Origin of the sequence: Bradyrhizobium sp. RP6, from assembly GCF_003837805.1 — a bacterium.
GTDB lineage: Bacteria > Pseudomonadota > Alphaproteobacteria > Rhizobiales > Xanthobacteraceae > Bradyrhizobium.
Window position 1 is genome coordinate 274,177 of sequence record NZ_RQIT01000002.1, and the last position, 24,361, is coordinate 298,537.

Annotated in this window: 22 protein-coding genes; 18 read left to right on the forward strand and 4 right to left on the reverse strand. The window is 57.8% G+C overall.

Annotated features, from left to right (window positions below):
• Positions 1-19: 19 nt before the first annotated feature.
• From EHH60_RS06155 to EHH60_RS06175, 5 genes are all read left to right on the forward strand, one after another.
• Positions 20-814 (forward strand): WecB/TagA/CpsF family glycosyltransferase, encoded by a 795-nt coding sequence (locus EHH60_RS06155; protein WP_124158577.1) that lies wholly within the window; start codon positions 20-22, stop codon positions 812-814.
• A gap of 3 nt (positions 815-817) precedes the next feature.
• Entirely contained in the window at positions 818-1,942 is a 1,125-nt protein-coding gene (wecB, locus tag EHH60_RS06160; protein WP_124158578.1) for a non-hydrolyzing UDP-N-acetylglucosamine 2-epimerase, read from the forward strand.
• On the forward strand, positions 1,935-3,197 hold the full coding sequence (gene wecC, locus EHH60_RS06165; protein ID WP_035711047.1) for a UDP-N-acetyl-D-mannosamine dehydrogenase: 1,263 nt from the start codon (positions 1,935-1,937) through the stop codon (positions 3,195-3,197). The genes wecB and wecC overlap by 8 nt, the downstream gene beginning before the upstream one ends.
• 232 nt (positions 3,198-3,429) lie before the next feature.
• A complete protein-coding gene (locus tag EHH60_RS06170) occupies positions 3,430-4,431 on the forward strand; it encodes an NAD-dependent epimerase/dehydratase family protein (protein ID WP_124158579.1) in 1,002 nt (333 codons plus the stop codon).
• 188 nt (positions 4,432-4,619) lie between these two features.
• Positions 4,620-5,672 carry an NAD-dependent epimerase/dehydratase family protein gene (locus EHH60_RS06175; protein WP_124158580.1) on the forward strand — a complete coding sequence of 351 codons (1,053 nt, stop codon included), beginning with the start codon at positions 4,620-4,622 and terminating at the stop codon, positions 5,670-5,672.
• A 521-nt stretch (positions 5,673-6,193) separates the two neighbouring features.
• Here the strand turns inward: EHH60_RS06175 and EHH60_RS06180 are convergent.
• Together EHH60_RS06180 and rfbC are read right to left on the reverse strand one after the other, a co-directional pair.
• Positions 6,194-7,600 carry an NAD(P)H-dependent oxidoreductase gene (locus tag EHH60_RS06180; protein ID WP_199751324.1) on the reverse strand — a complete coding sequence of 469 codons (1,407 nt, stop codon included), beginning with the start codon at positions 7,598-7,600 and terminating at the stop codon, positions 6,194-6,196.
• Positions 7,597-8,175, reverse strand: a complete 579-nt coding sequence (gene rfbC, locus EHH60_RS06185) for a dTDP-4-dehydrorhamnose 3,5-epimerase (RefSeq protein ID WP_124158582.1) — start codon at positions 8,173-8,175, stop codon at positions 7,597-7,599. Before rfbC ends, EHH60_RS06180 begins: the two co-directional genes overlap by 4 nt.
• A gap of 242 nt (positions 8,176-8,417) precedes the next feature.
• On the opposite strand from rfbC, the gene EHH60_RS06190 reads away from it, so the two are divergent.
• The 5 genes from EHH60_RS06190 to EHH60_RS06210 all read left to right on the forward strand — a co-directional run bounded on the left by EHH60_RS06190 (position 8,418) and on the right by EHH60_RS06210 (position 13,764).
• The gene (locus tag EHH60_RS06190; protein WP_124158583.1) at positions 8,418-9,215 is read left to right on the forward strand and encodes a sugar phosphate nucleotidyltransferase; all 798 of its coding nucleotides are present in this window, start codon (positions 8,418-8,420) and stop codon (positions 9,213-9,215) included.
• Positions 9,212-9,865, forward strand: coding sequence for a PIG-L deacetylase family protein (locus EHH60_RS06195; RefSeq protein WP_124158584.1), 654 nt, complete (start codon positions 9,212-9,214; stop codon positions 9,863-9,865). The genes EHH60_RS06190 and EHH60_RS06195 overlap by 4 nt, the downstream gene beginning before the upstream one ends.
• Positions 9,866-9,930: 65 nt before the next feature.
• A complete protein-coding gene (locus EHH60_RS06200) occupies positions 9,931-11,394 on the forward strand; it encodes a lipopolysaccharide biosynthesis protein (RefSeq protein ID WP_124158585.1) in 1,464 nt (487 codons plus the stop codon).
• Between the two features lie 56 nt (positions 11,395-11,450).
• Positions 11,451-12,611, forward strand: a complete 1,161-nt coding sequence (locus EHH60_RS06205; RefSeq protein ID WP_199751325.1) for a hypothetical protein — start codon at positions 11,451-11,453, stop codon at positions 12,609-12,611.
• A gap of 28 nt (positions 12,612-12,639) precedes the next feature.
• Positions 12,640-13,764: a glycosyltransferase family 2 protein gene (locus tag EHH60_RS06210; protein WP_124158586.1), complete on the forward strand. Its 1,125-nt coding sequence runs from the start codon at positions 12,640-12,642 to the stop codon at positions 13,762-13,764.
• Positions 13,765-13,789: 25 nt separating this feature from the next.
• Here EHH60_RS06210 and EHH60_RS06215 read toward each other — a convergent pair whose 3' ends face one another.
• Together EHH60_RS06215 and EHH60_RS06220 are read right to left on the reverse strand one after the other, a co-directional pair.
• Entirely contained in the window at positions 13,790-14,863 is a 1,074-nt protein-coding gene (locus EHH60_RS06215; protein ID WP_124158587.1) for a hypothetical protein, read from the reverse strand.
• Positions 14,864-14,896: 33 nt separating this feature from the next.
• Positions 14,897-16,135, reverse strand: a complete 1,239-nt coding sequence (locus EHH60_RS06220) for an O-antigen ligase family protein (RefSeq protein ID WP_124158588.1) — start codon at positions 16,133-16,135, stop codon at positions 14,897-14,899.
• A 446-nt stretch (positions 16,136-16,581) separates the two neighbouring features.
• Between EHH60_RS06220 and EHH60_RS06225 the strand changes: the two genes are divergently transcribed.
• From EHH60_RS06225 to EHH60_RS06260, 8 genes are all read left to right on the forward strand, one after another.
• Positions 16,582-17,208: a hypothetical protein gene (locus EHH60_RS06225; RefSeq protein WP_124158589.1), complete on the forward strand. Its 627-nt coding sequence runs from the start codon at positions 16,582-16,584 to the stop codon at positions 17,206-17,208.
• Positions 17,198-18,253 carry a GT-B fold glycosyltransferase domain-containing protein gene (locus EHH60_RS06230; protein WP_124158590.1) on the forward strand — a complete coding sequence of 352 codons (1,056 nt, stop codon included), beginning with the start codon at positions 17,198-17,200 and terminating at the stop codon, positions 18,251-18,253. Before EHH60_RS06225 ends, EHH60_RS06230 begins: the two co-directional genes overlap by 11 nt.
• A 110-nt stretch (positions 18,254-18,363) precedes the next feature.
• Positions 18,364-19,332, forward strand: a complete 969-nt coding sequence (locus EHH60_RS06235) for a class I SAM-dependent methyltransferase (protein ID WP_124158591.1) — start codon at positions 18,364-18,366, stop codon at positions 19,330-19,332.
• A gap of 105 nt (positions 19,333-19,437) precedes the next feature.
• On the forward strand, positions 19,438-20,193 hold the full coding sequence (locus tag EHH60_RS06240) for a class I SAM-dependent methyltransferase (protein ID WP_245454415.1): 756 nt from the start codon (positions 19,438-19,440) through the stop codon (positions 20,191-20,193).
• Positions 20,194-20,310: 117 nt separating this feature from the next.
• The gene (locus EHH60_RS06245; RefSeq protein ID WP_124158592.1) at positions 20,311-21,249 is read left to right on the forward strand and encodes a class I SAM-dependent methyltransferase; all 939 of its coding nucleotides are present in this window, start codon (positions 20,311-20,313) and stop codon (positions 21,247-21,249) included.
• A gap of 62 nt (positions 21,250-21,311) precedes the next feature.
• On the forward strand, positions 21,312-22,127 hold the full coding sequence (locus EHH60_RS06250; protein WP_124158593.1) for an FkbM family methyltransferase: 816 nt from the start codon (positions 21,312-21,314) through the stop codon (positions 22,125-22,127).
• 23 nt (positions 22,128-22,150) lie between these two features.
• Positions 22,151-23,308, forward strand: coding sequence for a glycosyltransferase family 4 protein (locus EHH60_RS06255; RefSeq protein WP_158626717.1), 1,158 nt, complete (start codon positions 22,151-22,153; stop codon positions 23,306-23,308).
• Complete coding sequence (locus tag EHH60_RS06260; protein WP_124158595.1) at positions 23,298-24,335, forward strand: glycosyltransferase family 2 protein; 1,038 nt, start codon at positions 23,298-23,300, stop codon at positions 24,333-24,335. Before EHH60_RS06255 ends, EHH60_RS06260 begins: the two co-directional genes overlap by 11 nt.
• Positions 24,336-24,361: the final 26 nt, after the last annotated feature.

Here is a 24,361-nt window from a genome sequence, read left to right on the forward strand (position 1 = left end):
TTCGGCCGGGGAGGAACCCATGCGTGCCTACTTTCTAGGGTGCCCCATCGATATCTTGACCATGGCAGAAACCGTCGACCTCGCGCGCAAGGCCATGCGAAACCGTCAACGTCTGCAGCATGTGGCCCTCAACGTCGCGAAGCTCGTCAACATGCGCTCCGATCCGGCGCTTGCCGCCGATGTCGCCAGCAGCGACATCGTCGGAATCGACGGCATGGGTATCCTTTGGGGAGCGCGAGCGCTCGGTCTCCCGGCAACGTCGCGAGTGACCGGCGTGGATCTGCTCACCGAGTTGCTCAAGGTGTGCGCGCAAGACGGTCTCCGACCGTATTTTCTCGGAGCCACACCTGCCGTCGTGCAACAGGCGGCGCAGCGTGTCCGGGACGAGCACCCCTCGCTTGTCTTTGCCGGGATCAAGCACGGGTATTTTTCCAGCGAGCAGGAGACCGAGGTCGTCCGCGATATTCGGTCCAGTGGCGCCGATTGCCTGTTCATCGGCATGCCCACGCCGCGGAAGGAGCGCTTTCTTGCGGCTCACCGCGACGAGCTCGGCGTCCCATTCATCATGGGCGTGGGTGGCGGGTTTGACGTTCTCGCGGGCTCGGTGCTGCGAGCTCCCATTCACATGCAGCAATTCGGCCTCGAATGGCTGTATCGCATCTATCAGGAGCCCAGACGGATGTGGTGGCGGTATGTCAGGACGAACACGCTATTTGCGGGAATCTTGACGCAAGCCTTCGCGCGGCAGGCGTTTCGACGGGCGCCCGGCATGTACAGTGTGCTGCCCCCCGGGGCAGGCCGGATCGGAGGGTGAGACGTGCGAAAGCATTTTCTCATCCTGTTGGGAACCAGGCCTGAAGCGATCAAGCTGTTTCCGGTGATCAATCGGCTCAAGGCGGAAGCGAACAAGGACATCGCCCTCACGGTCTGCGCGACAGCGCAGCATAGGGAGCTGCTCGACCAGGTTCTCAAGGTGGCCAAGGTGGTCCCGGATTTCGATCTCGACGTCATGACGGTGAATCAGACGCTCGATAGTCTGACCGGCCGGCTATTGGCGCAGATCGGAGAGGTTCTGGAGAGGGTGAAGCCCACCAGAGTGATTGTCCAGGGTGACACTGCGACGGCCATGGCAGGTGCGCTGGCGTCGTACTATCACCGTATCCCGGTCTCGCACGTCGAGGCGGGACTGCGAAGTGGAGATATCTTCGCGCCCTGGCCGGAGGAAGTGAACCGCAAGATTGTCGGCTCGATCGCTGATCAGCATTTCGCGCCGACCGAGCGGGCGGCGAGAGCGCTGCGGGCGGAGAACGTCTCCAAGGATCGCATTCATGTTACTGGAAATACTGTCGTCGACGCGCTGATCCTCGCGAAGGCCATGGTCGAGGCCGATCCGCAGCTCTCGTCCCGATGGGACGGAATCAAGAAGCGCCACGGCAACCGCCGCATCATCCTGGTCACTTGCCATCGCCGCGAGAACTTCGGCGGGGGAGTTTTCAACGTCGTCAATGCACTGGACACGATCTTGAGCAGGGAGGACGTTGCTGTCGTACTTCCGGTTCATCCGAACCCGAACGTTCGCGACGTGTTTGCGAGCCGGCTCGCCGATCATCCGCGCGTCGCACTCATTTCTCCCCAGGAGTACACCGATTTCGTCAGCCTTCTGTCGCTATCATATCTGGTGCTAACCGACTCGGGAGGTGTGCAAGAGGAGGCGCCGACGTTCGGAAAGCCTGTCCTCGTGATGCGCGAGACGACGGAGCGTCCAGAGGGCGTCGAAGCCGGGACCGCACGACTGGTCGGGGCGAACTACGACAGGATCGTCCACGAAACATTTCGTCTTCTTGACGACGATGAGACTTATTCGGCTATGGCTCGCTCCCACAATCCCTTCGGTGACGGGCGGGCGAGCGAGCGGATCGTGAAGGTGCTTCTTGATGCCTGAGTTCCAGAAAGTTACCGTCGTCGGACTTGGCTATATCGGTTTGCCGACGGCCGCGCTGATAGCCAGCCGCGGCCTCCAGGTGGTCGGGGTAGACACAAAGGACTATGTGGTCAGGACAGTCGGCTCGGGAGCCATTCACATCTCAGAGCCAGACCTCGATGGTCTCGTTTCCAAAGTGGTGTCGAGCGGGGCGTTGACGACATCAAGTGAACCGCAACCCGCCGACGTCTTCATCATCGCGGTGCCCACACCGATTGACGAAAGCAATCGTCCGGATCTGTCGAACGTGAATGCCGCGGTCGAGACCATATTGAATCTGCTTCAACCGGGTAACCTCGTCATTCTCGAATCGACCTCGCCCATCGGAACCACTGAAGGAATCGCCAGGCGGATCAGCGAACACAGGCCCGATCTGAGAATTGGCGTCAACGGTCATGAGGATGGTGCCGTCTACGTCGCTTATTGTCCGGAGCGCGTATTGCCCGGGCGGATCTTGAGTGAACTCATCAACAATGACCGATGCATCGGGGGAGTGACTCCTGCCTGCACCCGGCGGGCTCAGCGCTTCTACAAGATGTTCGTTCGGGGTGCTTGCGTTGCAACCACCGCGCGCACGGCCGAGTTGGTTAAGCTCACGGAGAACGCGTTCCGGGACACCAACATTGCATTTGCCAATGAGCTCTCATTGATCTGCGACAGGTTCGACATCAATGTCTGGGAGGTCATCGATATCGCCAACCGTCATCCGCGCGTGACCGTGTTGCGGCCGGGACCAGGTGTGGGCGGTCATTGCATCGCCGTCGATCCGTGGTTCATTATCGACTCGGCGCCGGATCTGGCGCGCCTCATGCGGGCGAGCCGCGAGGTCAACATTGCAAAGACGGAAAGCATTATTGAACGCGCCGAGGCCCTGATCGACGATCATCCTTACGCCAGCGTGGCTTGCTGCGGGCTGACATTCAAGGCGAATGTCGACGATCTGCGTGAAAGCCCTGCGATGGAGATCGCACTGCACCTCGCGAAGAAGTACGGGGAGCGTATCAAGTTCGTCGAGCCGAATCTGCGGCGGTTGCCGCCGGAACTTGCCGACTACCGGCCCGGCTTCTTGAACATAGACGAAGCGCTGCGCACGTGCGAGATCGCCCTTCTCCTGGTCGATCACGACGAATTCAAGATGGTTCCGCTGGCCGAACGCCGTCATCTCGACGTCATCGACACTCGGGGTATATGGCAAGATATGCCTGCGCGGACGTGAAGCTGCCGACCCTCCAGAAGCGAGGTTGCCGATTTGATACCTTTCCTGGACTTGAAGGTGAAAGCCCAGACGGTGGGATCGCAAGTCGACGTTGCGACCGCGCGTGCGATTCGAGACGAGCAGCCTGCATCGGGGCCCGACGCGGGCGCTTTCGAGCAACGCTTTGCGATCGCGACATTTCAGGATGTGATGGCTCGACATGGCCGATTAGCCTAGAACCAGGAGAGCGGTCATGATGGATCTCAAGGGCAAGCGCGTTCTCGTTACCGGGGGTGCCGGATTCATCGGTTCGCATATCGTTGACCTGTTGTGCGACGAAGGCTGCATCGAGATCGTCGCGCTCGACAATATGATGACCGGCAGACCGGAGAACCTCAGGAAGTCGCTTAACCGAGGACCGGTACGATTGGTCCGCGGCGACTTGCGCGACACCAAGTTGGTGGAAGCTCTGGTGAAGGGAGCCAACATCATCTTTCACCACGCCGCACCGTGCAGTGACCATTGTTTGGCCGAACCGCGTCTTGCCATGGAAGTCATGGTGAACGGCACCTTCGAACTGCTCGAACTTTGCGTGAAGTATGACATCGAGAAGTTCGTCGCCGCGTCTTCGGCTTCGGTTTACGGCGCGGCGGAGGAGTTTCCGACAACGGAGCATCAGAGCCCCTATGGAAACCGTACGGTCTGTGGAACGGCGAAGCTCTGCAATGAAGGCTTGCTCCGCGCCTATAACGATATGCACGGGCTCGATTATATCGCTTTGAGATACTTTGACGTGTATGGCAGCCGAATGGACGTACACGATCGATATGCGGAGATGTTGATCCGCTGGATGGAGGAAGTAGAGGCTGGAACGCCGCCGGTGATAGTTGCGCATGACCAGCAGACCTTGGACTTGGTTCATGTCCGCGACGCGGCACGCGCAACCATCCTTGCTGCGAGGGCAAAGGTCAGCGACGAGGTGTTCAACGTGGGGAGCGGCATCGAAACAAGCCTTGTGCAGCTCGCTTCGGCCCTGGCTTCAGTGATGGGTCACAACGGCGTGCTCCCGCACATCGCGCCCGAGCACTCGATCAACCCTGTCCCGCGCCGAGTGGCGTCGACAGGCAAAGCGGAACGTCTGCTGGGTTTCCAAGCCACAGTGCCGCTCGAGCTCGGACTGACGGAGTTCGTGAAATGGTGGCGCTCCGAACGAGGACTTGCGAGCACGCGGCAACGACAGGCTCTGGCTTCATGACGTCCCTTTCTGGGCCGCAAGCTCCCGCGAAGAAGCCGAAGCTGTACGGGCAGCCATCCCGGCACCGTACTTTGCGTGCTCGAGGCCGTCCTTCGATAGGGCGAGGCGCCGGAATCGAGAGAACGCTACCGAAACACGGAAGCCGGGCAATGTTTCGTCCGTGAAACTGAGTGCGATGGAGAATGGCAATGCGAGTTCTTGTAACAGGTCATCTTGGCTACATCGGCACGGTCTTGACGCCGATGCTGGTGAATGCCGGTCACGAGGTGACTGGAATGGACAGCGATATCTACTCGCGGTGCACATACGCCGCCGGCGGTAGCATTCTCGAGGTCCCGACCATCCGGAAGGACGTCAGAGACGCGGAGGTTGCGGATCTCGTTGGCTTCGACGCAGTGCTGCATCTCGCCGCGCTCTCCAACGATCCGCTCGGCAATCTGAGGCCGGAACTGACGGATGAGATCAATCATCGCGCAAGCGTTCGGATGGCCTCGATTGCGAAACACGCTGGCGTGGGTCGCTTCGTGTTTGCCTCGTCCTGCAGCAACTATGGAAAAGCCGGCGAGGAAATGATCGATGAGACAGCCCCGCTCAATCCGGTGACGGCCTACGGAGAATCCAAGGTTGCCTCCGAACGCGATATTTCGGCGTTGGCCGACGGCGGGTTTTGCCCGGTGTATCTGAGGCCGGCGACGGCATACGGAGTCTCGCCGCGGCTGCGCTTCGACATTGTCCTGAACAACCTGGTCGCATGGGCGTTCACGACAGGACGAATTCACCTCAAATCGGATGGCTCGCCCTGGCGGCCGATCGTCCACATCGAGGACATTTCTCGAGCTTTCATTGCCGCACTGGAGGCGCCAGCCGAATCCGTTTTCAATGAGGCATTCAATGTCGGCCAGACTGCTCACAATTATCGAATTCGGGATCTTGCCGAGATCGTCGCGAGTGTGGTGCCGAATTCCGCGGTGGAGTTTGCGAAGGACGCGAGTCCAGATGAGCGATCCTACCGAGTGAGCTTCGAAAAGATCCGGCGCAAGTTGCCGGGATTCCAGCCGCGCTGGGACGCGCGAATGGGCGCCGAGCAGCTCTACAGGGTCTATCGTTCGTCAAAGCTGACATTGGAGGAGTTCGAAGGGCCGCGATATCAACGGATCGGCCATATTCGGAAGCTGCTGGCGGAGAGAATTCTCGGTGGCGACCTGCGCCAATCGAGACTGCAGCTTGCAGCGGTGTCGTGAGCGGCCGGCTCCCTGGCGGCGAAAAGCCGGTGAGCGGGAAATCGTCGCGCTCATGCTGCGGTTGAGCTCTGCGTTTCGCTGAGGCAGGCGCCGCGCTGGCTGGCCGGATTCGGGCCGAGCTTCGGCAAGCGCGGCGGGCCTCGGAGTTCTGCGGCTTGCAACGGGCTACTTCATGGCAGGAATTGTGGGCCGACTGACCGACGCGCGCTCACAAATCCCCTGGTGCCAATATTTCGCGGTCGCGCGCCTGCTCGATCTTCAGAGCTGCTCCAGAGATGTTGCCGCTTTCATGCCTGAGCATACCTGCTCGGCACATTGAACTGCCTGGGATCAAGCTGGGAAGACGCGCAATGGCCTGGATGCAGCCGCCGATCGCGTCAGGTGAGGGGAGCGCAATGAACATTAGTGGAGAGACCCGGTCGCTCGGGATCAACGCTTAGGGCGGGCGAGCGGATCTCCTCGCGGTGCGTACGCAGTTCCCGCGTGGCACGGCTCGACGAACGTGGTCGTCATCCAGCTCTTCACGCCGTGAGAGCGAGCGAGGCGTCCCGGGTGATCCGTTGCTCAAGCCACGTGTGTCCGTTGAAGTGCTTGTATTGTTCTGCACGCAGCTTGTCGGCCACGCGGCCTGGCGGCAGATCCACATCCGCGTAGGTGAGGACTGCATCCTTCTTGATGGCGTGCCGCAACCTGCAACCCTCCACGAGACCTTCAGGCAGGTATTGCATTTGGCTCATTTCCTCGGAGTTCACGGCTTCGCCATAGGTCATGTACATTCCATAGTCATCGAGCACCTCGCCCGCCTCCAAATCACGTTTGGCGACTGCACAGACCTCGACAACCGGACCGGCGATCGGAGGGGCGACCAAATCCTTGAACAGGAACGCACGGGCAATCGAGTTCGGCACTTCGAAATGAACCAGGTGATATGGTGTGAAGAACGAATACAGGGGGCCTTCGCCCATTTTGTACAGGTTCAAATACTTCTGTTGCTTTGGATCGGTGTGCTCGGCCAGCACGTAGACCTTGGTCAGCGGTGTACCGACGAGATAGTCGATGATTCCGCCCAGGGCGCGGACCTCGTCTATGTCGTAGAGTGTGCCGATCTTCATGATGTCGCCGCGATACTCCCGCCCGCGCGACATGCCGCGTGATCTCACCTTGAAGCCAGTGGCATTGGCCACGATCGTCTGCTCGAAGCTGATCTTGGATCCGTCGGCGAAACTGGTCACCATGGCCGGGTTCTGTCCCCATTGCTCGGCAAATCCTTTCTGCGTGGTGGGGTTACGATACGGATCCTGCAGTCCCTTGATGTTGCCGACAACGCGCGGGATCAGGCCGAGCCCCTTGACCCATCGAACCAGGTTCATCTGCACGCCGGGCTCGTCGCCATCGCATGCGGACAGGGAGCCGCCGTACTTCTTTGCATAGACCTGCAGGATCGGTCCGATCGTAGCGTCGATCTCCGCGTTCATGAGTACGACGGTTTTCTGGTGCTTGAAGGCCTCCAGCGCGACCCGGGCCCCGAGCTCAACCGATCCGGTTACGTCGACGATCACGTCGATCAGATCCGATCTGGCGATCAGAAACGCGTCCTCGGTGACCGCCGGAGCGCCGGCGGCAATAGCTCTGTCGAGCCGCCCCTGGCTGTCCGCGTCAACCACGCCGGTCTGGCCGGAATAGCCGAACACGTCATGTCCGCGCCGAGGCTTTCGGCTGTAGATAGCCACCACCCGCATTCCTGGAACACTGTTGTTGATCTGATTGGTGAGCCCTTGAGCCATGAAGCCCGAGCCGAGCAGGCCGACACGGATCGGCCTTCCGGCTGCATGACGGGCTTGCAGTGCGTGATCGACAAGTATCATCGTGGCGTCTTTCAACTGGAGGGGATCGGTAAACGGCTGCGAGCAGCGCGCTGTCGGCGTCAACCTTCGATGCCGGCGAGCTCCATCCGCCCTTTCAGTTCGGGTTCGACCTCGTTGAGCAAGCGGAAGTGCTGATCCTTCTCCGAAATCACGGAAACCGGAAGCGGCCAGGTCAGGCCAAGCCTGGGATCATTGTACATCAGCCCGCTCTCCGCCTCGGGAGCATAGAACTCACCCACCTGGTAGCTGGTATCGGTGTTGTCGACGAGAGTCTGATAACCGTGAGCAAAACGTTCCGGCACGTAGAGTGCCCGCTGATTGGTCTCGTTCAGTTCGACGGCGACATGTTGCAGGTAGGTCGGGCTTTCCGGTCGCAGGTCGACGATGATGTCGACGATCGCGCCCCGCGTGCAACGAACCAGCTTCGTCTCCGCGGCCGGCGGAAACTGAAAGTGCATGCCGCGCAGGGTTCCGTGCCGGACATTTGACGCGATATTCGCCTGCGCAATGACTGGATTGAGGCCGAGGGCCCTGAACTCTCGCTGGCAAAAAGCTCGCGCAAAAAAGCCGCGCGAATCCTCCCGGCGTTCAATATCGATAATGTAGGCTCCTTTAAGCCTGGTTTCGGTTATAATCACCCGGGTTCCTCCATAATCGTGCCGCCGGCGTTCGAATATGCTGCAATATCAGCAATGATAGCGTGCAAGAGAATAAATTCAAAACGGTTTTCAAAAAATCATTGATAAATAATACCCGCGATATAAAATGCGCGCTATTGAATATTTTGATTTATGTATTTAAACCGCGAGACTTGTAGTAGCTGCTTTAGGCGATCTGTGGCGACCGAAACGGTCGGCCGGAAAGATGGGAAGCGCTGGCCATGAAGGTTGTCTTGTTCTGTGGGGGACTCGGAACCCGCATCCGGGAATATTCTGAAAGCATTCCGAAGCCCATGGTGCCCGTCGGCCAACACCCGATGCTGTGGCATGTCATGCAATATTACAGTCAGTATGGTCATCGAGATTTCGTACTGTGTCTCGGGTACAAGGCCAATGCGATCAAGGAGTATTTCCTGAACTCGGATCTCTGGGCTCACAGCGATTGCGTCGTTTCCAACTTCGGCAGGAAGGTCGAGGTCATCGGCGAGCAGCCGCCGGACTGGCAGGTGGCGCTGGTCGACACCGGCATTTGGCGAAACATCGGTCAGCGTTTGATGGCGGTGCGCCCGCTCGTCGAGAACGAGGATATCTTTCTCGCGAACTACAGTGATGGTCTGACGGACGCGCCGTTGCCCGAAATAATCGAGCGGTTCAAGAGGAGCAAGATGGTCGGATGCTTCGTTGCCGTGCATCCGCCGTTCAATTTTCACCTTGCTGAATTCAACGGCGGAGACGCCGTCAAGCGCCTACGCTCCAGTCAGCAGTCCGAGATCTGGATCAATGGGGGCTACTTTATTTTCCGGAAGGAGATCTTCGATTACATACGTGAGGGCGAGGAACTCGTACTGGAGCCGTTCAATCGCCTGATCGAAGCTGGAAAGCTCATGGCTTACAAGTACGAGGGTTTCTGGCGCGCGATGGATACGTTGCGGGACCGGCAGGTTCTCGAGGAGATGATTGAACGGGGCGAGATGCCTTGGAAGGTTGTTCCCGAAGCGCGCACGCAGGCGGCTTCATGAAGGCGTTTCAACTCGCCGCGTCCGGAGAGCGGCTCTCGATCCTTTGTCTCGGTGCGCACTCGGATGACATCGAAATAGGTGTTGGTGCGACGATTCTGAATCTGATTGCGCGTGGCGTCCGGCTCGACGTGCATTGGTGTGTACTCAGCGCGTCGGGTGAACGCGAGAGCGAGGCGAGGGCGTCGGCGGCCGAATTCGTGTCCGACGCGGCTCGTTCTCAAATCGAAGCGATGTCCTTTCGAGACGGCTTCTTTCCAGAACAGGGTGACGAGATCAAGAAGTGGTTCGAGTCGTTGAAGCGGCGCGTCGAGCCGGATCTGATCTTGACGCATCGCGGAGATGATGCCCATCAGGATCATCGTCAGGTGTCACGTCTAACGTGGAATACATTCAGAGATAATCTGATTCTGGAATACGAGATTCCCAAGTGGGACGGAGACGTCGGTCGACCAAATCTATATTCGGCCGTTTCAGCTCAGGCATTGCAGCGAAAGATCGACCTGCTGATGTCGCATTTTGGAAGTCAGCGCTCCAAGCAATGGTTCGATCCGGAAGTCTTCCGCGGTTTGGCGCGGCTGCGGGGCATGGAATGTCGGGCGCCGGAAAAATACGCTGAAGCGTTTCTGGCGAATAAACTCGCACTGTCATGACAAGCCGTTGGAGGATGCGTACCCGGAAGCAAGCCGATGCCGAATTCTCTTCTACGGGGATTGGAATGGACAATCTCAAGGGGATGATAATTCGCGGCGGCGTGGTGCGGCTTGGCGGCCAGGCGGCGAATTTCGCTCTTCGGCTTAGTGTCATGGCCGCACTCGCGCGTCTACTGGACCCGGAGGATTTCGGATTGGTTGCGATGACAACCGCCGTCAGCGGAGTTTTTCAACTCTTCACAGCGGCAGGACTGTCGTCGGCCACAGTTCAGCAAGAGACCGTCACCAACGAGCAGATGTCGACATTGTTCTGGGTCAATGTAGCGATCGGAGTGACGCTTGCGCTCCTTTGCGCGGCAACCGCGCCTGCTCTCGTGGCGTTCTACCATGAGCCTCGACTGTTCTGGCTGACCGTCGTAGCAGGCTTGGGATTTTTCCTGAGCGCGTTAGCGGTGCAGCATTCAGCGCTGCTTCAGCGTCAGCTGCGGTATACGACGTTGACGGTCATTGAGGTGCTCTCACAGATGGTGAGCCTTGCTGCCGGAGTCGTCATGGCCTTCGGCGGCTTGGCATATTGGGCCATCCTGGGAATGACGCTGACTTCGACCGTAGTTTACACCGTGTGCGTATGGGTAGCCACGGGGTGGAGTCCTGGCCCACCACGCCGGACCGCCGGAGTCCGCGGCATGTTGCGCTTTGGTGGGATGGTTACCCTGAATTCTCTCGTGGTGTACGTTGCCTACAACTTCGAGAAGTTGCTTCTTGGCCGGTACTGGGGAGCCGATGCTCTTGGAATCTACGAACGAGGATATCGGCTTGTCAACCTGCCGACGGCAGAGCTCAACGCAGCGATTGGAGGCGTCGCGTTTTCGGGATTATCGCGGATCCAGAACGATTTGCCTCGACTGAAAAGTTACTTCCTGAAGGGCTATACCATCGTCCTGTCGATGACGCTGCCCATTACGGTCTTCTGTGCGGTATTCGTGGATGACATCGTCGAGGTGATACTCGGGCCGAAGTGGAGAGATACAGTGGTCATTTTCCGCTTGTTGACGCCGACTATCTTGGTATTCGGCATTATCAATCCCCTTGCGTGGCTGCTGTATTCGGCAGGCCTACAGGTACGAAGTCTGAAGATTGCCCTGGTGATCGCTCCGCTGGTCATTGTGGCCTACCTCATCGGATTGCCCTATGGTCCGACCGGCGTCGCGTTCGCGTATTCTGCCGCGATGGTATTGTGGGTCATCCCCCACGTTCTCTGGTGTTTGCATGGAACGGTGATTTCTCTGCGAGATCTACTTTTCGCAGCAGGCCGGCCATTGATCGCAAGTGCGGCGGTGGCGGCGGTAGCTCTCGGAGTTCAACCCTTTCTTGGTGGTTCAGAGTCGCATCTTTTGAGGCTCCTTCTTGGAGGCTGCGTTATCGCCGCAATCTATCTCTGGATGCTGCTGTTTCTCATGGGACAGAAGACAGTCTACTTCGGCCTGTTCAAAGAGCTGCAAGGCGCACTTTCCATGAAGACTCATTGAAAAGCGAGCGGGCTGGGTTCGGGATTGGACGACGGCCACCGCATTTGGAGGGCACGATGACTAAGCTGCGAGCGGGCGACTGGGTAGAAGTGCGGACCAAGGAGGAGATCCTTAGCACGCTCGACAGCAATGGCCGCTTCGAGGGGCTGCCGTTCATGCCGCAAATGTTCAAGTATTGTGGTAAGCGGTTCAAGGTCTACAAGCGCTCCCACAAGACTTGTGACACCGTCACAAACACGGGTGGCAGATGGCTGCCGAATGGAATCCATCTTGAACTCCGATGCGACGGTGAGGCCTATGGTGGCTGCCAAGCTGCATGCCTCATTTTCTGGAAGGAGGCCTGGCTCAGGCCCATCAACGAAAGCGCAAACGCTGTAGTGGGTTCACCAGATCATCGGAGCGAATGCGTCGGACAATCCGCTGATAAAGGCCAATGTACAGAGGAAGACGTCCTTCGGGGGACGCGTATCGGCGATAGCGCCGCGGATGCAGAAATCCGCTACTCTTGCCAGGCAACCGAATTGCCCCGCTTTACGACGTTGGCGCGATGGTGGGACGTCAGGCAGTACGTGGAGGATTACACCTCGAGGAACGCCAGCTTGGGGCGGATCGCATGCGGGGTCGTATACCTGGCCTACTGGCATCTTGCACTGGCCAAGAGGGCACGCCTGGGTCACGTTTCCCGCCTGGCTTACGATTTTTTCCAGGAGCTGCGGGGCGGTATTCCGTTTCCGAGGTGGAAGGGAAAAATACCTCATCGGCATGAGACGCCCACTGTCACCTTGAACCTCCAGCCTGGTGAATTGGTGAGAGTGAAGAGCTACAAGGAGATTCTTGCGACCGTCGATGCCGAGAACATAAATAGAGGCATGGCCTTTGATGCAGAGCTGGTTCCATATTGCGGCGGTCTCTACAGGGTCAAGACACGGATGACGAGATTCATCGATGAGAAGACCGGAAAGATGAGGTCACTCAAGACGCCGGCGGTGATCTTGGAGGACGTTTGGTGTAGATCTCGATACAGCAATTGCAAAATGTTCTGCCCGAGGAGCATCTATTCGTGGTGGCGCGAAGTGTGGCTTGAAAGGGTTACTGACACAACGCACGAGCAGGGGCTCGCGGCTGATGGTCGTTTAAGAGAGGGATCGCGATTGGAGCTCGTTGATGGGCCCCGCGCGGTCTTGGATGCCGGAAAAGTAGGGGCGATGGAACATTGATCCGTCGTCACCAATCGCGACCCTTGGAATGACACAGGTTTTCGAGTTCGCCATGCGAGCTTCAAGCGAGATCGAGAATTCAGCCCGTCCTGTCAGTCTGCAGCGGCCGGGAATTGAAGGCGCCATAGCGGCACCGGATTCCGTCTCACGCTGGACCGACCCTCTGGTGACCATTGCCATTCCTACGTTCAATCGAGCTGCGTGGTTGCAGGACTGTGTTCGCCTGGCGCTAAGTCAGTCGTATCCACGTTTTGAAGTGCTCGTGTCGGACAATGCGTCGACCGACGAAACTGCCCTGGTTCTGAACCAATTCAAGGACGAAAGACTACGCCTCGTACGCCAGCCGAAGAACATAGGTGCGACCCCAAACTGGAATGCTTGCGTGGCACAGGCGAGGGGGGACTATATCGTATTTGTTCCAGACGACGACAGAATAGCCCCCTGGCTATTGGAGCGATGCATTTCGCTGATCCGAAGAGAGCCTGAAGTGCCGATCGTGATGGCATTGGGTGAGGCCCGGATCGTCGCGTCGGGGCGCATCTTGCCACCACAGGCTAGTCGAAATCTGAGAACTGGAATCTGGGACGGCGTGGATGTCCTCGATGAATATCTGCAACGGCGCATCATGGTGCAGGGTTGCACCACGATAATTCGTACCGAGAGACTTCGGGCCTGGGGAGGATTCCCGGCGGGATGGCCGTTCGCGAGTGATCTTGCAAGGCATCTCCCCCTACTGTTGGAAGGCAAGGCAGGCTTCATCAATGAAAGCTGTGGCTCCTATTCCCTTCACGACGCCACGCAGACATCTCGTCTTGCGCTCGAGAGCCACCTGGAGGATCTCAAGAAACTGGTTGATCTCATAACGGTCACCGCCGAGCACAGGATCGGGAATGAACGAAGGCGCCATCAGTTGCAATTGCGAGCCAGACATTTCCTGGCCCGGGAGACCATCGGGATCATTACATCGTATCGCAAAAGAGGCACTCGTCTTCGCGAACTACTTCCAATGTTGAGGCAATGGGGGCGCGACCTAGTGGCCTTGCAGGCTCAGGACACGTTCACCGTCATGCGCCTGGCCTGCTGGCTGCTTATTCCTGCACCAATTATCGGCGGGCTCCGCCGCCTCAAGAGGAAGCTCACGTCGAAAGCGTAGCGGCGAGATCGGATGATACGCGAAGTCACGGACGTGACGGCTTCGGCTTCGGGCTGGTAGAATCCTGGACGACCCGCCCCGTTACCATGTTTACATTGTTTGTGAAAACGGTCTTCGCGTAGCGGTCGTTCGGCCCGGCGGCCGGATAGTTGAAGCCGAACGCTCTTGTCACATCAAAATAGTTGTCGTGCGTGGAGAATGTCCCGGACAGATTGGCGGCGTCGGTCCCCGGACCGGATACGGACATCCAGTAGGTGACGCTGCCGATCAGGGTATTGCCGCCAAACTCGCCCAACTTCGTGTTATCCGCAATGAACCCCTGAGTACTGCCGCCATTCTGGATCGCCGTGTTGTAGAGAATGCGGATCGCTTCCACGGTCGGGCCGTAAACCTGCAGATAGTCGCCGTGGGTCCCTGGGCCGCGCATTCCGGCCTGTTCCAGTACACTATATCGAATGACGATGTTGCCGCCGTCTCGGCCATGGCGGCCGATCAGGTCGGAATTGGAATTCTTCAGCCAGGAATATTCGATCGTGAGGCCGGGCCCTTCCATTTCGATCAGGAATTCGGCACGTCCGCCTCCGCTCAGCCCGTCAATGACGCAATTGGCGATGCGTAGATCGGAGGAGGACGGTGCACCGCTGATGACACTATTCTGCGGGCCGCTTGGATTCAGACCATCGAATTCCGAGTTGATCAGATTGGTGTTCGCTGCCGTAGTCACAATGGACCAGCCGCCGAAATCATAGCCATCGAGCGTAACATTGTCGCCCGTCACTGTGATGCTCTTCTGAGCCACGTCGAGTGAAACGCCTTCCATCGAGATCGTTGCCGGATCTTTGATGGGAGTATTCGTCGAATAGCCAACGCAATAGTCCACACCCGCAACTCTCCACTCCGGACGGACTCTGTATTTGGTCAGGAGGGACGGATGCTGAATTGTACAACTGGGCGCGGAGGATGAGCCGTCATCGAGGGCTGATTTGTCGGTTGCGGGGCGCTCTGGCGGCCGCACGGATGGGACGCCTTGCGCCTGACTGGCGGCTATCGACCAAGGCAGCATGAACGCGAAAAGAGGTTGAATATAGCGGGCTGTCATGTTGGAAACTGGAGCCTTGCCCGGCGTGGTTCATTACCTGGACGCATGGAATCCCCGAGTTGCCTGCCCGACGGTGAGATCACGATCGATGCTAGCCATCCCTTGGCGATAGAGCACGGGGTTTTCGACTACCGCGACGGATTCCTCCTTCAGCGATGCGCGGATGCCGATCCATATTCCCCAGAGTATCCAGCTGTTGTTCCAATAGTGGACTGTCAATCCCACGAACATGAACATTGTGAGACCCAATGTGAATGCCGTACGCATGTTGCTCATGTAAGCATCGTGGTAGTACGGAATGCTGGCGGTCCGCCTTGACGGAAGGAATGCCGTAATATTCGCCAGAAGAATAAATACGACTAATGGGATGCCAAAGCGGAGCGCCAAGGTCAGCCAAACGCTGTCGACTGAGGCGTTGCCAAAGAAATCGTCAGGGGAGGCGTACGAGCCAAACCCGTACCCCACATAGGGAGAGAGATCGATATAGTAGCCGGCGCTTTCCCAGGTCGCAACACGGAAATATCCGGTAGCTGGGTCGAGCGTGAGATTTGCGACGATCCAAGAGATTGGTTTGTTGGCGACCAGAAATACGACGCCAAGGAGCGTGAAGAGGCTGGCCACCAAGGCGTGCCACCTCCAGCGGCACCCTAGCAGCAGCTGATCATAACAATAGACGGATAGCACAATCCCGAATGCCATCAGCGGGGCCGAAGACATCGCCAGTACACATCCAAAAAGGCACAGCCCGCAATACAAGCTTCGACCAAAAAAGCTGCGTTCGGAGTACAGAAAAACAGCGCCGGCAACGGCGCAGAACGAGCCGTATAGGATCGCGTGAGGAAATGTCGAGGTCGCCCGCAGCAAGCCATAGCGATATTCATATCCCGTGCTCGGCAAGCCCATAAGGGCTGCGACGACGTTGTGCTGGGTAAGATGCTCCAGGACCGCAACAGCAACGATCCCTGCGGTAACGGGCTTGAGCACTCGGACAAAAGCCTCCAATCCCCGGCGCCCAAAAAAGTAGGCGCGAGCCACGAAGTAGCCGCCGGAAAATTCGAGTATGAGAGCGGCCGCGGAAGACCACCCCTGATCCGTTTCCAGTACCGCTGCCAGCATCCAAGCCGACGCCGCGCATACGAAAAAATCCGACGCGCGTAGCCATCGGCTTCTTTGAAACAATTCGGTCAGGGCCGGAACGAGCAGCAGGACAATTACGATCCGCGCCGGAATGAACTTGGCGCCCCCCACGTAAATCGTCATGTAGGAGGGCATGGCGCACCCGAGCAATATCAGCCATGCCGCCCATCCGTTTGAAGCTGTCGCGGTTCTCCCGTCGAGCGCGACGGCCTGGAGTGGCGGTCCACTCTCCGTTAGGCCGGACCCGCTGAGGCCGTAGGATGACATGTGCCTTCTCGATCCGAAAACATTAACTGGACTGGAATAAAGATATATTATTTAATGTCGGCTGCCAAATAATATGTTGATAATAAATCGCGACGGATTATATTTAATTTAGTTGGCGACGCGGCCGAAGGTGGGAAATGACCTGCTCGATAGAGGTATGTTGTGTTGCGAACGAGCAAGCGACACTTGCTCGAAATCTGAAGCGATCTCCGGACCTTGCGGACGGCCGTATTGGGATTTCCGTTCTCTGGGGGGCCGCGGCTGCATCAGCGGCATACTCCCAAGCAATCGCCGCGGCCAGGTCGGATGTCGTCGTGTTCGCTCATCAGGACGTCTATTTTCCCGAAGGCTGGTTCATGGCACTGCGAGCAGCTTGCGAGAGATTGAATTCGATTGATCCGTCCTGGGCTGTCGCCGGTATCTGCGGCATGACGCCCGACGGCGAATTCGTTGGGCATTTGTGGGATTCCGGCCTGGGCACCGTATGCGGCGGGCGATTTGACCGACCTCGCCCTGCTGCGAGTCTCGATGAGGTCGTTTTGATCGTGCGCCGCGCCGCGGGCACCCTGTTCGATCCGAGCCTGCCCTCCTTCCACCTGTACGGAACGGACATCGTGTTGGAGGCAAAGAGGGCCGGCATGAAATCCTATGTGATCGACCTGCCGATTATCCACAATAGCAAGGCAACGCTTCGTCTCGACCACTCCTACCTGACTGCCTACCGCTTCATGATTCGGAAGTGGAGGGCGCACCTTCCTTGGCCGACGGTAATCGTTCAGTTGACCCGGAATCCCCTGCCGCTGCTGCTTCGTCGTCTCCGGCTGAGGTACAGGGCGATACTGAGCGCGCCCACGCTAAACCCCAAGTTCGAGTGTCCTGAAGCGAAGGCGAGGGAGCTCGGATTTGCACAAGCAAGTGAGGATGCCATTTGTGGCCGATAGCCTGACTGGTGCCGTGCAGAAGCAGGACAATGCCGCTGGTAGGCAGCCTTCGATGACGATTGTGGTCTGCATCGAGTCAGGGATGCTGGAGCCCCTTACGCTGCGCATGGTGGAGAGCCTTCGGCGCTTCGGCGGCCGCTTTGCGAACCTGGAAGTTATTGCCGTCACGCCTCGGTTTACTCCGGCTCTCACGCGAGAGACGCATCGCCGAATGGAGGAGCTTGGGATCAAGCATCTACGCGTCTTTCCCGATAACCCGTATGTCTGGCACCATTATATGAATAAGGCGGAGGCGATTGCTGCCGTCGAGAGCAGGGTCACGACAGAAGCGATTGCGTGGATCGACAGTGATATCCTCTTCCTGCGTGAGCCCAACGGTCTTGAACTTCCCCCCGGGGTAGATTTCCTCGCGAGCGCTCCGGATGCCGGGGTGATCGGGTCGAGGGGGGTAACCGATCCAAATGATCCGTTCTGGGAACGGTCCGCTGCACTCATCGGACGAGTTGCTGACGACCTTCCATGGCTCCAGACGGGCGACGGACACCGGATTAGGTTCTACTGGAATGCGGGGCTCTACGTGTACCGGCGCAGCACGCGGTTCGGCAGAGAATTTCTCGCCGATTTCAAGACGTTTCTTGATCGGCAGGTGGCCAGAACACACTCGCAAGTGCACTTCATGGATCAAGTCGTGCTGGGTTTGACGGTGATCCGGCTTGGGCTGGCTTGGCAGGCGCTTCCGGATTCAAGCAACTTCCCCCTGTGTAGCTATCTGCCGAGAAATTATGACGCGGCAAAGATAACGGGAGTAAGTGTACTTCACTTTCACGATTCCATGGAGCCGAAGCTCTGGAACAAGCTTCTCAAGACGCTCGTACCCGGACATCCGCAAATCCGTGAATGGCTCGAGCCTCAGGGCCCGGTCGCCGTGCCATCTTCGATTCCATCCTCGCTTGTGCGTGAAGGTCTCAGAATGGTTCGAGGCGCACGCAGACGCGTCTACTATGCGCGGTCCGGCTTTATCAAAGCTTGGAGTCCGGCACGATGATATCGACCGCATGCACAGATTTGTAGATCGAGAATTGTCAATGGGCCGCGATACGACGTGACCTCGCAGGAGGCGCCACGTCATGGTCCAGCGTTCAGAGGGAGAGAGTTGTGGGCATCGATCTGACGGGCCTCCGTGCGCTCAGCTTTGCAAACCGCGTCTATGGATTCGATTTTCGGAACACGGTCACTCTCGGAAGACACGAGATTCATTTCTGGAAGCAGGAATTTGATGCGGTTCGGAAGAATTCAAGCATCGCGTACGATCAGTCGATTGCAGTAGGGCTTTACTGCGAGCCGTTCCTTCGCAAGCTTGGTGCCGAGAACATCGTCTCGATTGACGCCTCAGCTTTCGAAGGTGCATCGCTTATACATGATTTCAATCTTCCGATACCGAACGACATGCACGAAAAGTTCGATACGTTCCTCGACTTCGGGTCGATCGAACACATCTTTGATGTCGCTCAGGTGGTCGACAACATAGTGAACCTGGTCAAGTCTGGCGGAAATGTCCTTATCGCGACGAATGCTAACGGCTTTCCCGCGCACGGCCTTTACCAGTACTCGCCCGAGTTCTTCTACAGTCTTTTCAGCAAACGAAATGGCTTCGAGGATACCGCTGTCTTTCTGATCAAGCCATCCCGCGCGAAGAGGTGGCATCTGATCAAGCCGCCCGTGGCCCTCAACCGCAGGAACCAGATCCCGTTTGAGGAGCAGACGATGCTGGTGGTATTCTCGAGAAAGGTCCGCAGCGTTCCCGACTTGAGCGTACAACAGTCAGACTACGATGCGACGTGGACGAGCTTCGCTACCGGAAGCTGGGCAGCCTGGGATAGACAGAATATCCCGAGGTGGAAGAGCATGCTTCATGAGGTCATGAGTCCTTTCGTTTTCCGCAGCCTCTCATACCACTTCAAATCATCTCAGGTTCGACGCAGATACCGGGCCGATCATATTGTCATTGATCCGGATTCCGTGGACCCGAGCGACTTCGCGAGAATGATGGCGGACGCGGCATTGCCGAAGCCGCCCTCAAGGAGCGAACTGAATCAGACTGAAGGGGCAACGCAACTGCATTGACCGGGCGGGCAGGCCAACGCGTTACGCACTGGGCCACCAACCGGAGTTATCCGAGCGAAGGTTTGGCCGCTCTTGATGGACACGGCAACTGGAAGGGTTTGGAAGATGCGGAGCCTCGATCATGCGGTTGAAAGCCCCCGTGCTCCTCTGCTGGGCGATCTGAAGAAGCAACGCGCCTTGGCGCCCGAAGCAAACATGAGCCGCTACTTTCATCATGTACGTCACGAGATACAACCGTTGCTGCCGAAGACCGCAACCAGCATCCTCGAGATCGGGGCCGCCTCCGGGCTGACGTTGAGCTGGATCAAGACGATCTACCCAAACGCCGTGACGACCGGCGTCGAGATAAATGATGCGGTCGCCGCGGAGTTGAGCCGCAACGCGGATGTTGCGATCATCGGCGGTATAGATGAATGTCTGCCTCAGCTTAAGAAATATGATCTCATATTGCTGCTCGACGTCCTGGAGCATCTTGTCGATTCGGCAACTGCTCTACGGAACTTGCGAGGGCTGCTCGCGCCCGGTGGCCACGTCGTGGTTTCCGTACCGAACCTCGCGCATCTAAGCGTTACTATTCCGCTCCTGTTCAGGCGCCAATTTGACTACCACGATGCAGGTATTCTGGATCGCACCCATCTCAGGTTCTTTGTCGAGGATACGGCCATCGGACTCATGAATGCCGCGAGCTTGAACGTCTCCAAGGGACTGATTTCCGGAATGCAGGGCTACAAGGCGAAGACGCTCAATCGTCTTTCGTTGGGTCTCTTGCGGCACCATTTGGCGAAGCAGTACATCATGCTCGGAGAGCCGATAGAGGGCGAAGTGCGTCAGCGGCCGGTCAAGTGGATGATCGCCAAGTGAGACGAAAGGCTGAGCTCACTCGCTGCCGAAATCTGCTGGAGAGCACCGCATGTGGCCTGACGAACCGCGCGCCAAGTGAGTGGCTTTATGCCTAACCATCAATACGGAGACTGCATCATGTCTGAGGCTAGCGACTCCTCTTACGTCAGGCGCTCTCCCACTATCGAGTTCTTCAAGAGCCTCCTGAAGCGCAGTAAACTGGTCGTTGGCCTTGCGACGTCTGCGAGACTGGCGGGCGCCAGATTACTGGGCGGTTTCATTACTAACCACGAACTCGTGAACAAGTTGGCATTATTTGCCCCGAACTCCAGCGGTTCTCCGAAGGCCAAGGCCGATCTCACGATGCTTTCGGCCCAGACGGCGTTTCCCTTGATTTGCGAATTGCTGGCGCAGCAGGGGCAGCGGCCCCTCCAAGCCCGCCCCCTGGGATCGTTTTGCTCCGCAGACTTTCCGAACAGCCAGGCAATCGAACTGGCCGGACTGTTCAACGCATATGGCAGTGATAAGGCGTCCAGTCACAACTACTATCTCGTCTATTGCGAAATTCTAGGGGCCTTGCGTCGGAATCATCTGAGGATTCTCGAGATCGGCCTCGGCTCCAATAACCCCGACGTCGTCTCGACAATGGGCAAGTTTGGCCGGCCTGGCGCGTCGCTGCGCGCTTTTCGCGACTTCCTTCCGAATTCTGAGATCTTTGGCGCCGATGTCGACCGTAGGATTCTCTTCGAGGAGGACCGTATCAAAACGTATTTCGTTGATCAGACAAGCTTGAAATCGCTCGACGAGCTTGCGGCTGCCCTGCCAAGCGAACCGCTGGATCTAATTATCGACGATGGCCTCCATTCACCCAGTGCGAACATTGCCACGCTGATCTTTGCGTTAAAGAAGCTCAAGTCCAACGGTTGGTTTGTCGTTGAGGATGTGGCTGAAAAGAGCGTACCGGTCTGGCAACTCGTCTCGGCAATTCTTCCCAAACAGTACACGTCCACGATCCTGCAGGGGAGGTCAGGCTTTATGGTCATCGTGAAGAAGACATCAGGCGAGCGGCAAGACTGACTCGAAGTAGAGGCATTACGCCGGCTCTCATTTCCGTTCCCGAAGCATGGTGATCGAGCATTATGAACTTAAAGGCGGTGGCTCGCTATTTTTACGCCAACATTCCCGGTGCCGCGGCAGTGAGATTCGCTGCCAAGGACTTTGCCGCGCCATATTTGTTCAAGCGGGAGTTTCTCGGGGTCATTCTGCTCAAGATCGAAAGCGGCTTGATTGTGGACGTGGGCGCGAACCGAGGCCAAAGCACAGCGGCGTTCAAGAAGCTCGCGCCGAATTCCCGCATCGTGGCCGTCGAGCCCGAGCCGAGGTCGGCGAAGCGTCTCGCATTTCGTCATCGTCGAGATGACGCCGTGACCGTTCTCGATTGCGCGCTTGGCTGCAGATCCGGAGTAATTGATTTCTTTCTTCCAAGATACGGCCGATGGGAGTGCGACGGAATGGCTGCGACTTCCTACGAGGAGGCGACGGAATGGTTAAAGAATCCGGGACGGATGTACCGTTTTGACGCGAAGAAGCTAACGGTTCGGGAGCAGCGGGTTACGTGCAAAGCTCTCGATTCTCTCGATCTGGCTCCGGCTCTCATCAAGCTTCATGCCCAGGGAGCGGAGCTGGATATCCTCAAGGGGGCGCTAGGAACGTTACAGCAGCAGATACCTGCATTGATGTGTGCGTTTGCCTCGCCGGCGGTTACTGAATTCCTGTCTGACCTCGGCTATCGCCCCTACGTCTACGATCGGGGATGCTTTAGGTCGGGAACTGCACCGCCATCCGTAACCTTCACTTGGTACCTGACAGAGGCACACGTGAAGGCATCCAATCGAGCTAGGCGCAGGATGTCTGCGTTTTGGAAGACTGTGCGCCGGCGATGGTACCCGGTCTAGACGGTCAGACTGCAGAGGTTGCATTGAGTTTCTCGACGGGCGTTTTGATGCCATTGCCACTTACAGGCAAAGGAGTGGGCTACACCTGCGGCTCCCTCGCAGAGGCTATGGTCGATCAGAATTTTGACGTGACGATCGTCACTCCGCGGAGCCGATGGCCTCTGCCCCTGGTGGAAGTGATCGAGGCCTTGCCCGCTTGGAAGCGGTACGTCCCATATGGCTGGGTGAAGAACAGCGCCAGCCGAAGCATGGAGGCCGCGTTCCTCTCATATCTGGATCGTCTGGATCGCTGTCGATCGCGCAGGTTGGCTGCCTATCTCTGGCCCAGCGCAAGCATGGAGTTGCTCCAGGAATTGAAACGGCGTGACGTCACGGTGTTTCGAGAGCAGTTCAATTGTCATACCAGGACCGCCAAGACAATTCTCGACGGAGCATATGGCCGGATTGGTGTGGCGCCTATGCATGGGATCACGGACGCGGTCGTTGATCGCGAAACCAGAGATCTTGAGGCCGTGGACTACATATTCTGTCCGAATCAACCGGTCGAAAGTTCGTTGCTTGAGAACGGTGTGCCGAAAAGCAAATGCTTAGAAACAGCGTACGGGTGGGACCCAGTGCGCCTTTCGGGAAAGAATCGGCTTCTTCCCTCGAGCCATGGTTTGACCGCGGTCTTCGTCGGGATCATTGGCGTGCGAAAGGGAGCCCATTTGATCCTCGATTATTGGGTGAGGAGCCGGGTGGCTGGCAAGCTGGTTCTCGCTGGAAGAATGGAGCCGGTCATCAAGGAAAAATACCGCGACTTGCTCGCACGGGATGACGTGACGGTGCTCGACTATGTCGAGGATGTCGGGTCGCTTTATCGATCGGCGGATATCTTCGTTTTCCCATCTTTGGAGGAGGGCGGACCTCAAGTCACCTACGAGGCGTGCGCTTGCGGTCTACCGGTCATAACGACCGGCATGGGCGCGGGACGGATCGTCCGAAATGAACGTGAGGGTCTTGTGCTGGATCCGTATGATGCAGTTGGTTGGATTGCGGCTATTCGTCGGCTGGCTGAGGATACTGAACTTCGACAACGGATGTCGGTTGCTGCGCTTGAACATGCGCAGCGCTTTACGTGGACCGCGGTCGCTAGCAGGCGCCGCGAGCAAGTGATGGGGTGCCTAGGCTATGGCAACTGATCGCGCCAAACTTGCGGTGCTCATCGTCTCGTACTGCAATCCGGGTGACGTTGATCGCTGTCTGAAGTCGTTGGCTCATTCTGATTGGAAGGATTTCGAGGTCTTCGTCTGTGAGAACGGTGGCAAGGAAGCGTTCGAGCGGCTGATGGCGGGAGTTGCCGGTCCAGAGCGAACGCTCCGGCAGCTGCACGGCGGCTCGGATCTTCTGGATCAAGCGGGAGGAAGACTGGCCGCCGTCGAGAAATGTCGATTTCCGAGCAGGACAAATATCGTTCGGCTTGGACTTGCGGTGGATAATCTGGGCTATGGCGGTGGTGTCAACGCCTGGCTCGAGCAATTCCTTGACAGCCCGGGCTGGGATGCGGTGCTCGTTCTCAATCCCGACACCGAAGTGGACGGTCATTGCTTGTCTGAACTGATGGCGAAGGCTGCCGCAGGATTCGGTATGGTTGGTGCGACCTTGGTGTTCGATCACGTGCCGGATAAAATCATCAACTACGGTCTTCACTGGTCGTCGACGACGGGCCGTGTCGTAGCAGTTGGCCGAAACGCTCCGGCGGGGAGGGCTCCATCGCGCGAGGAGATGTCCGAGATTGACGCCATCAGCGGTGCTTGCGTTCTGGTCACGCGCGACTTCGTTGAAGAGGTCGGTCTGATGACTGAGGACTATTTTCTCTACATGGAGGACCTGGACTGGGGGCGTCGTCGTGGCGAGCATCGGATAGGATTTGCAGAAAGAGCGATCGTACGGCACGTTGGAGGCACGGCTATCGGCTCTGCCGTCGATCCGAGGAAGCGCTCCTACTTGTCTGTGTATCTGTCTGCACGCAATAGCATTGTCTACGCTCGCCGGGAGGCAGGATGGCGGTGGGGCCTCCATTTTGCTTTCGGCTTGTTGTACGCGATCAGATACGTCGCCATCGGGGCTCCAACCGCCGCGAAGATCACGGTCAGGGGACTGATAGACGGAGTGTTGGGCAAGACTGGAAAGCCGGACGCATCCCTGCAATTGCACATGCTTGGCTAGGCGCTCGTGTGGACCGATGTCTTCTG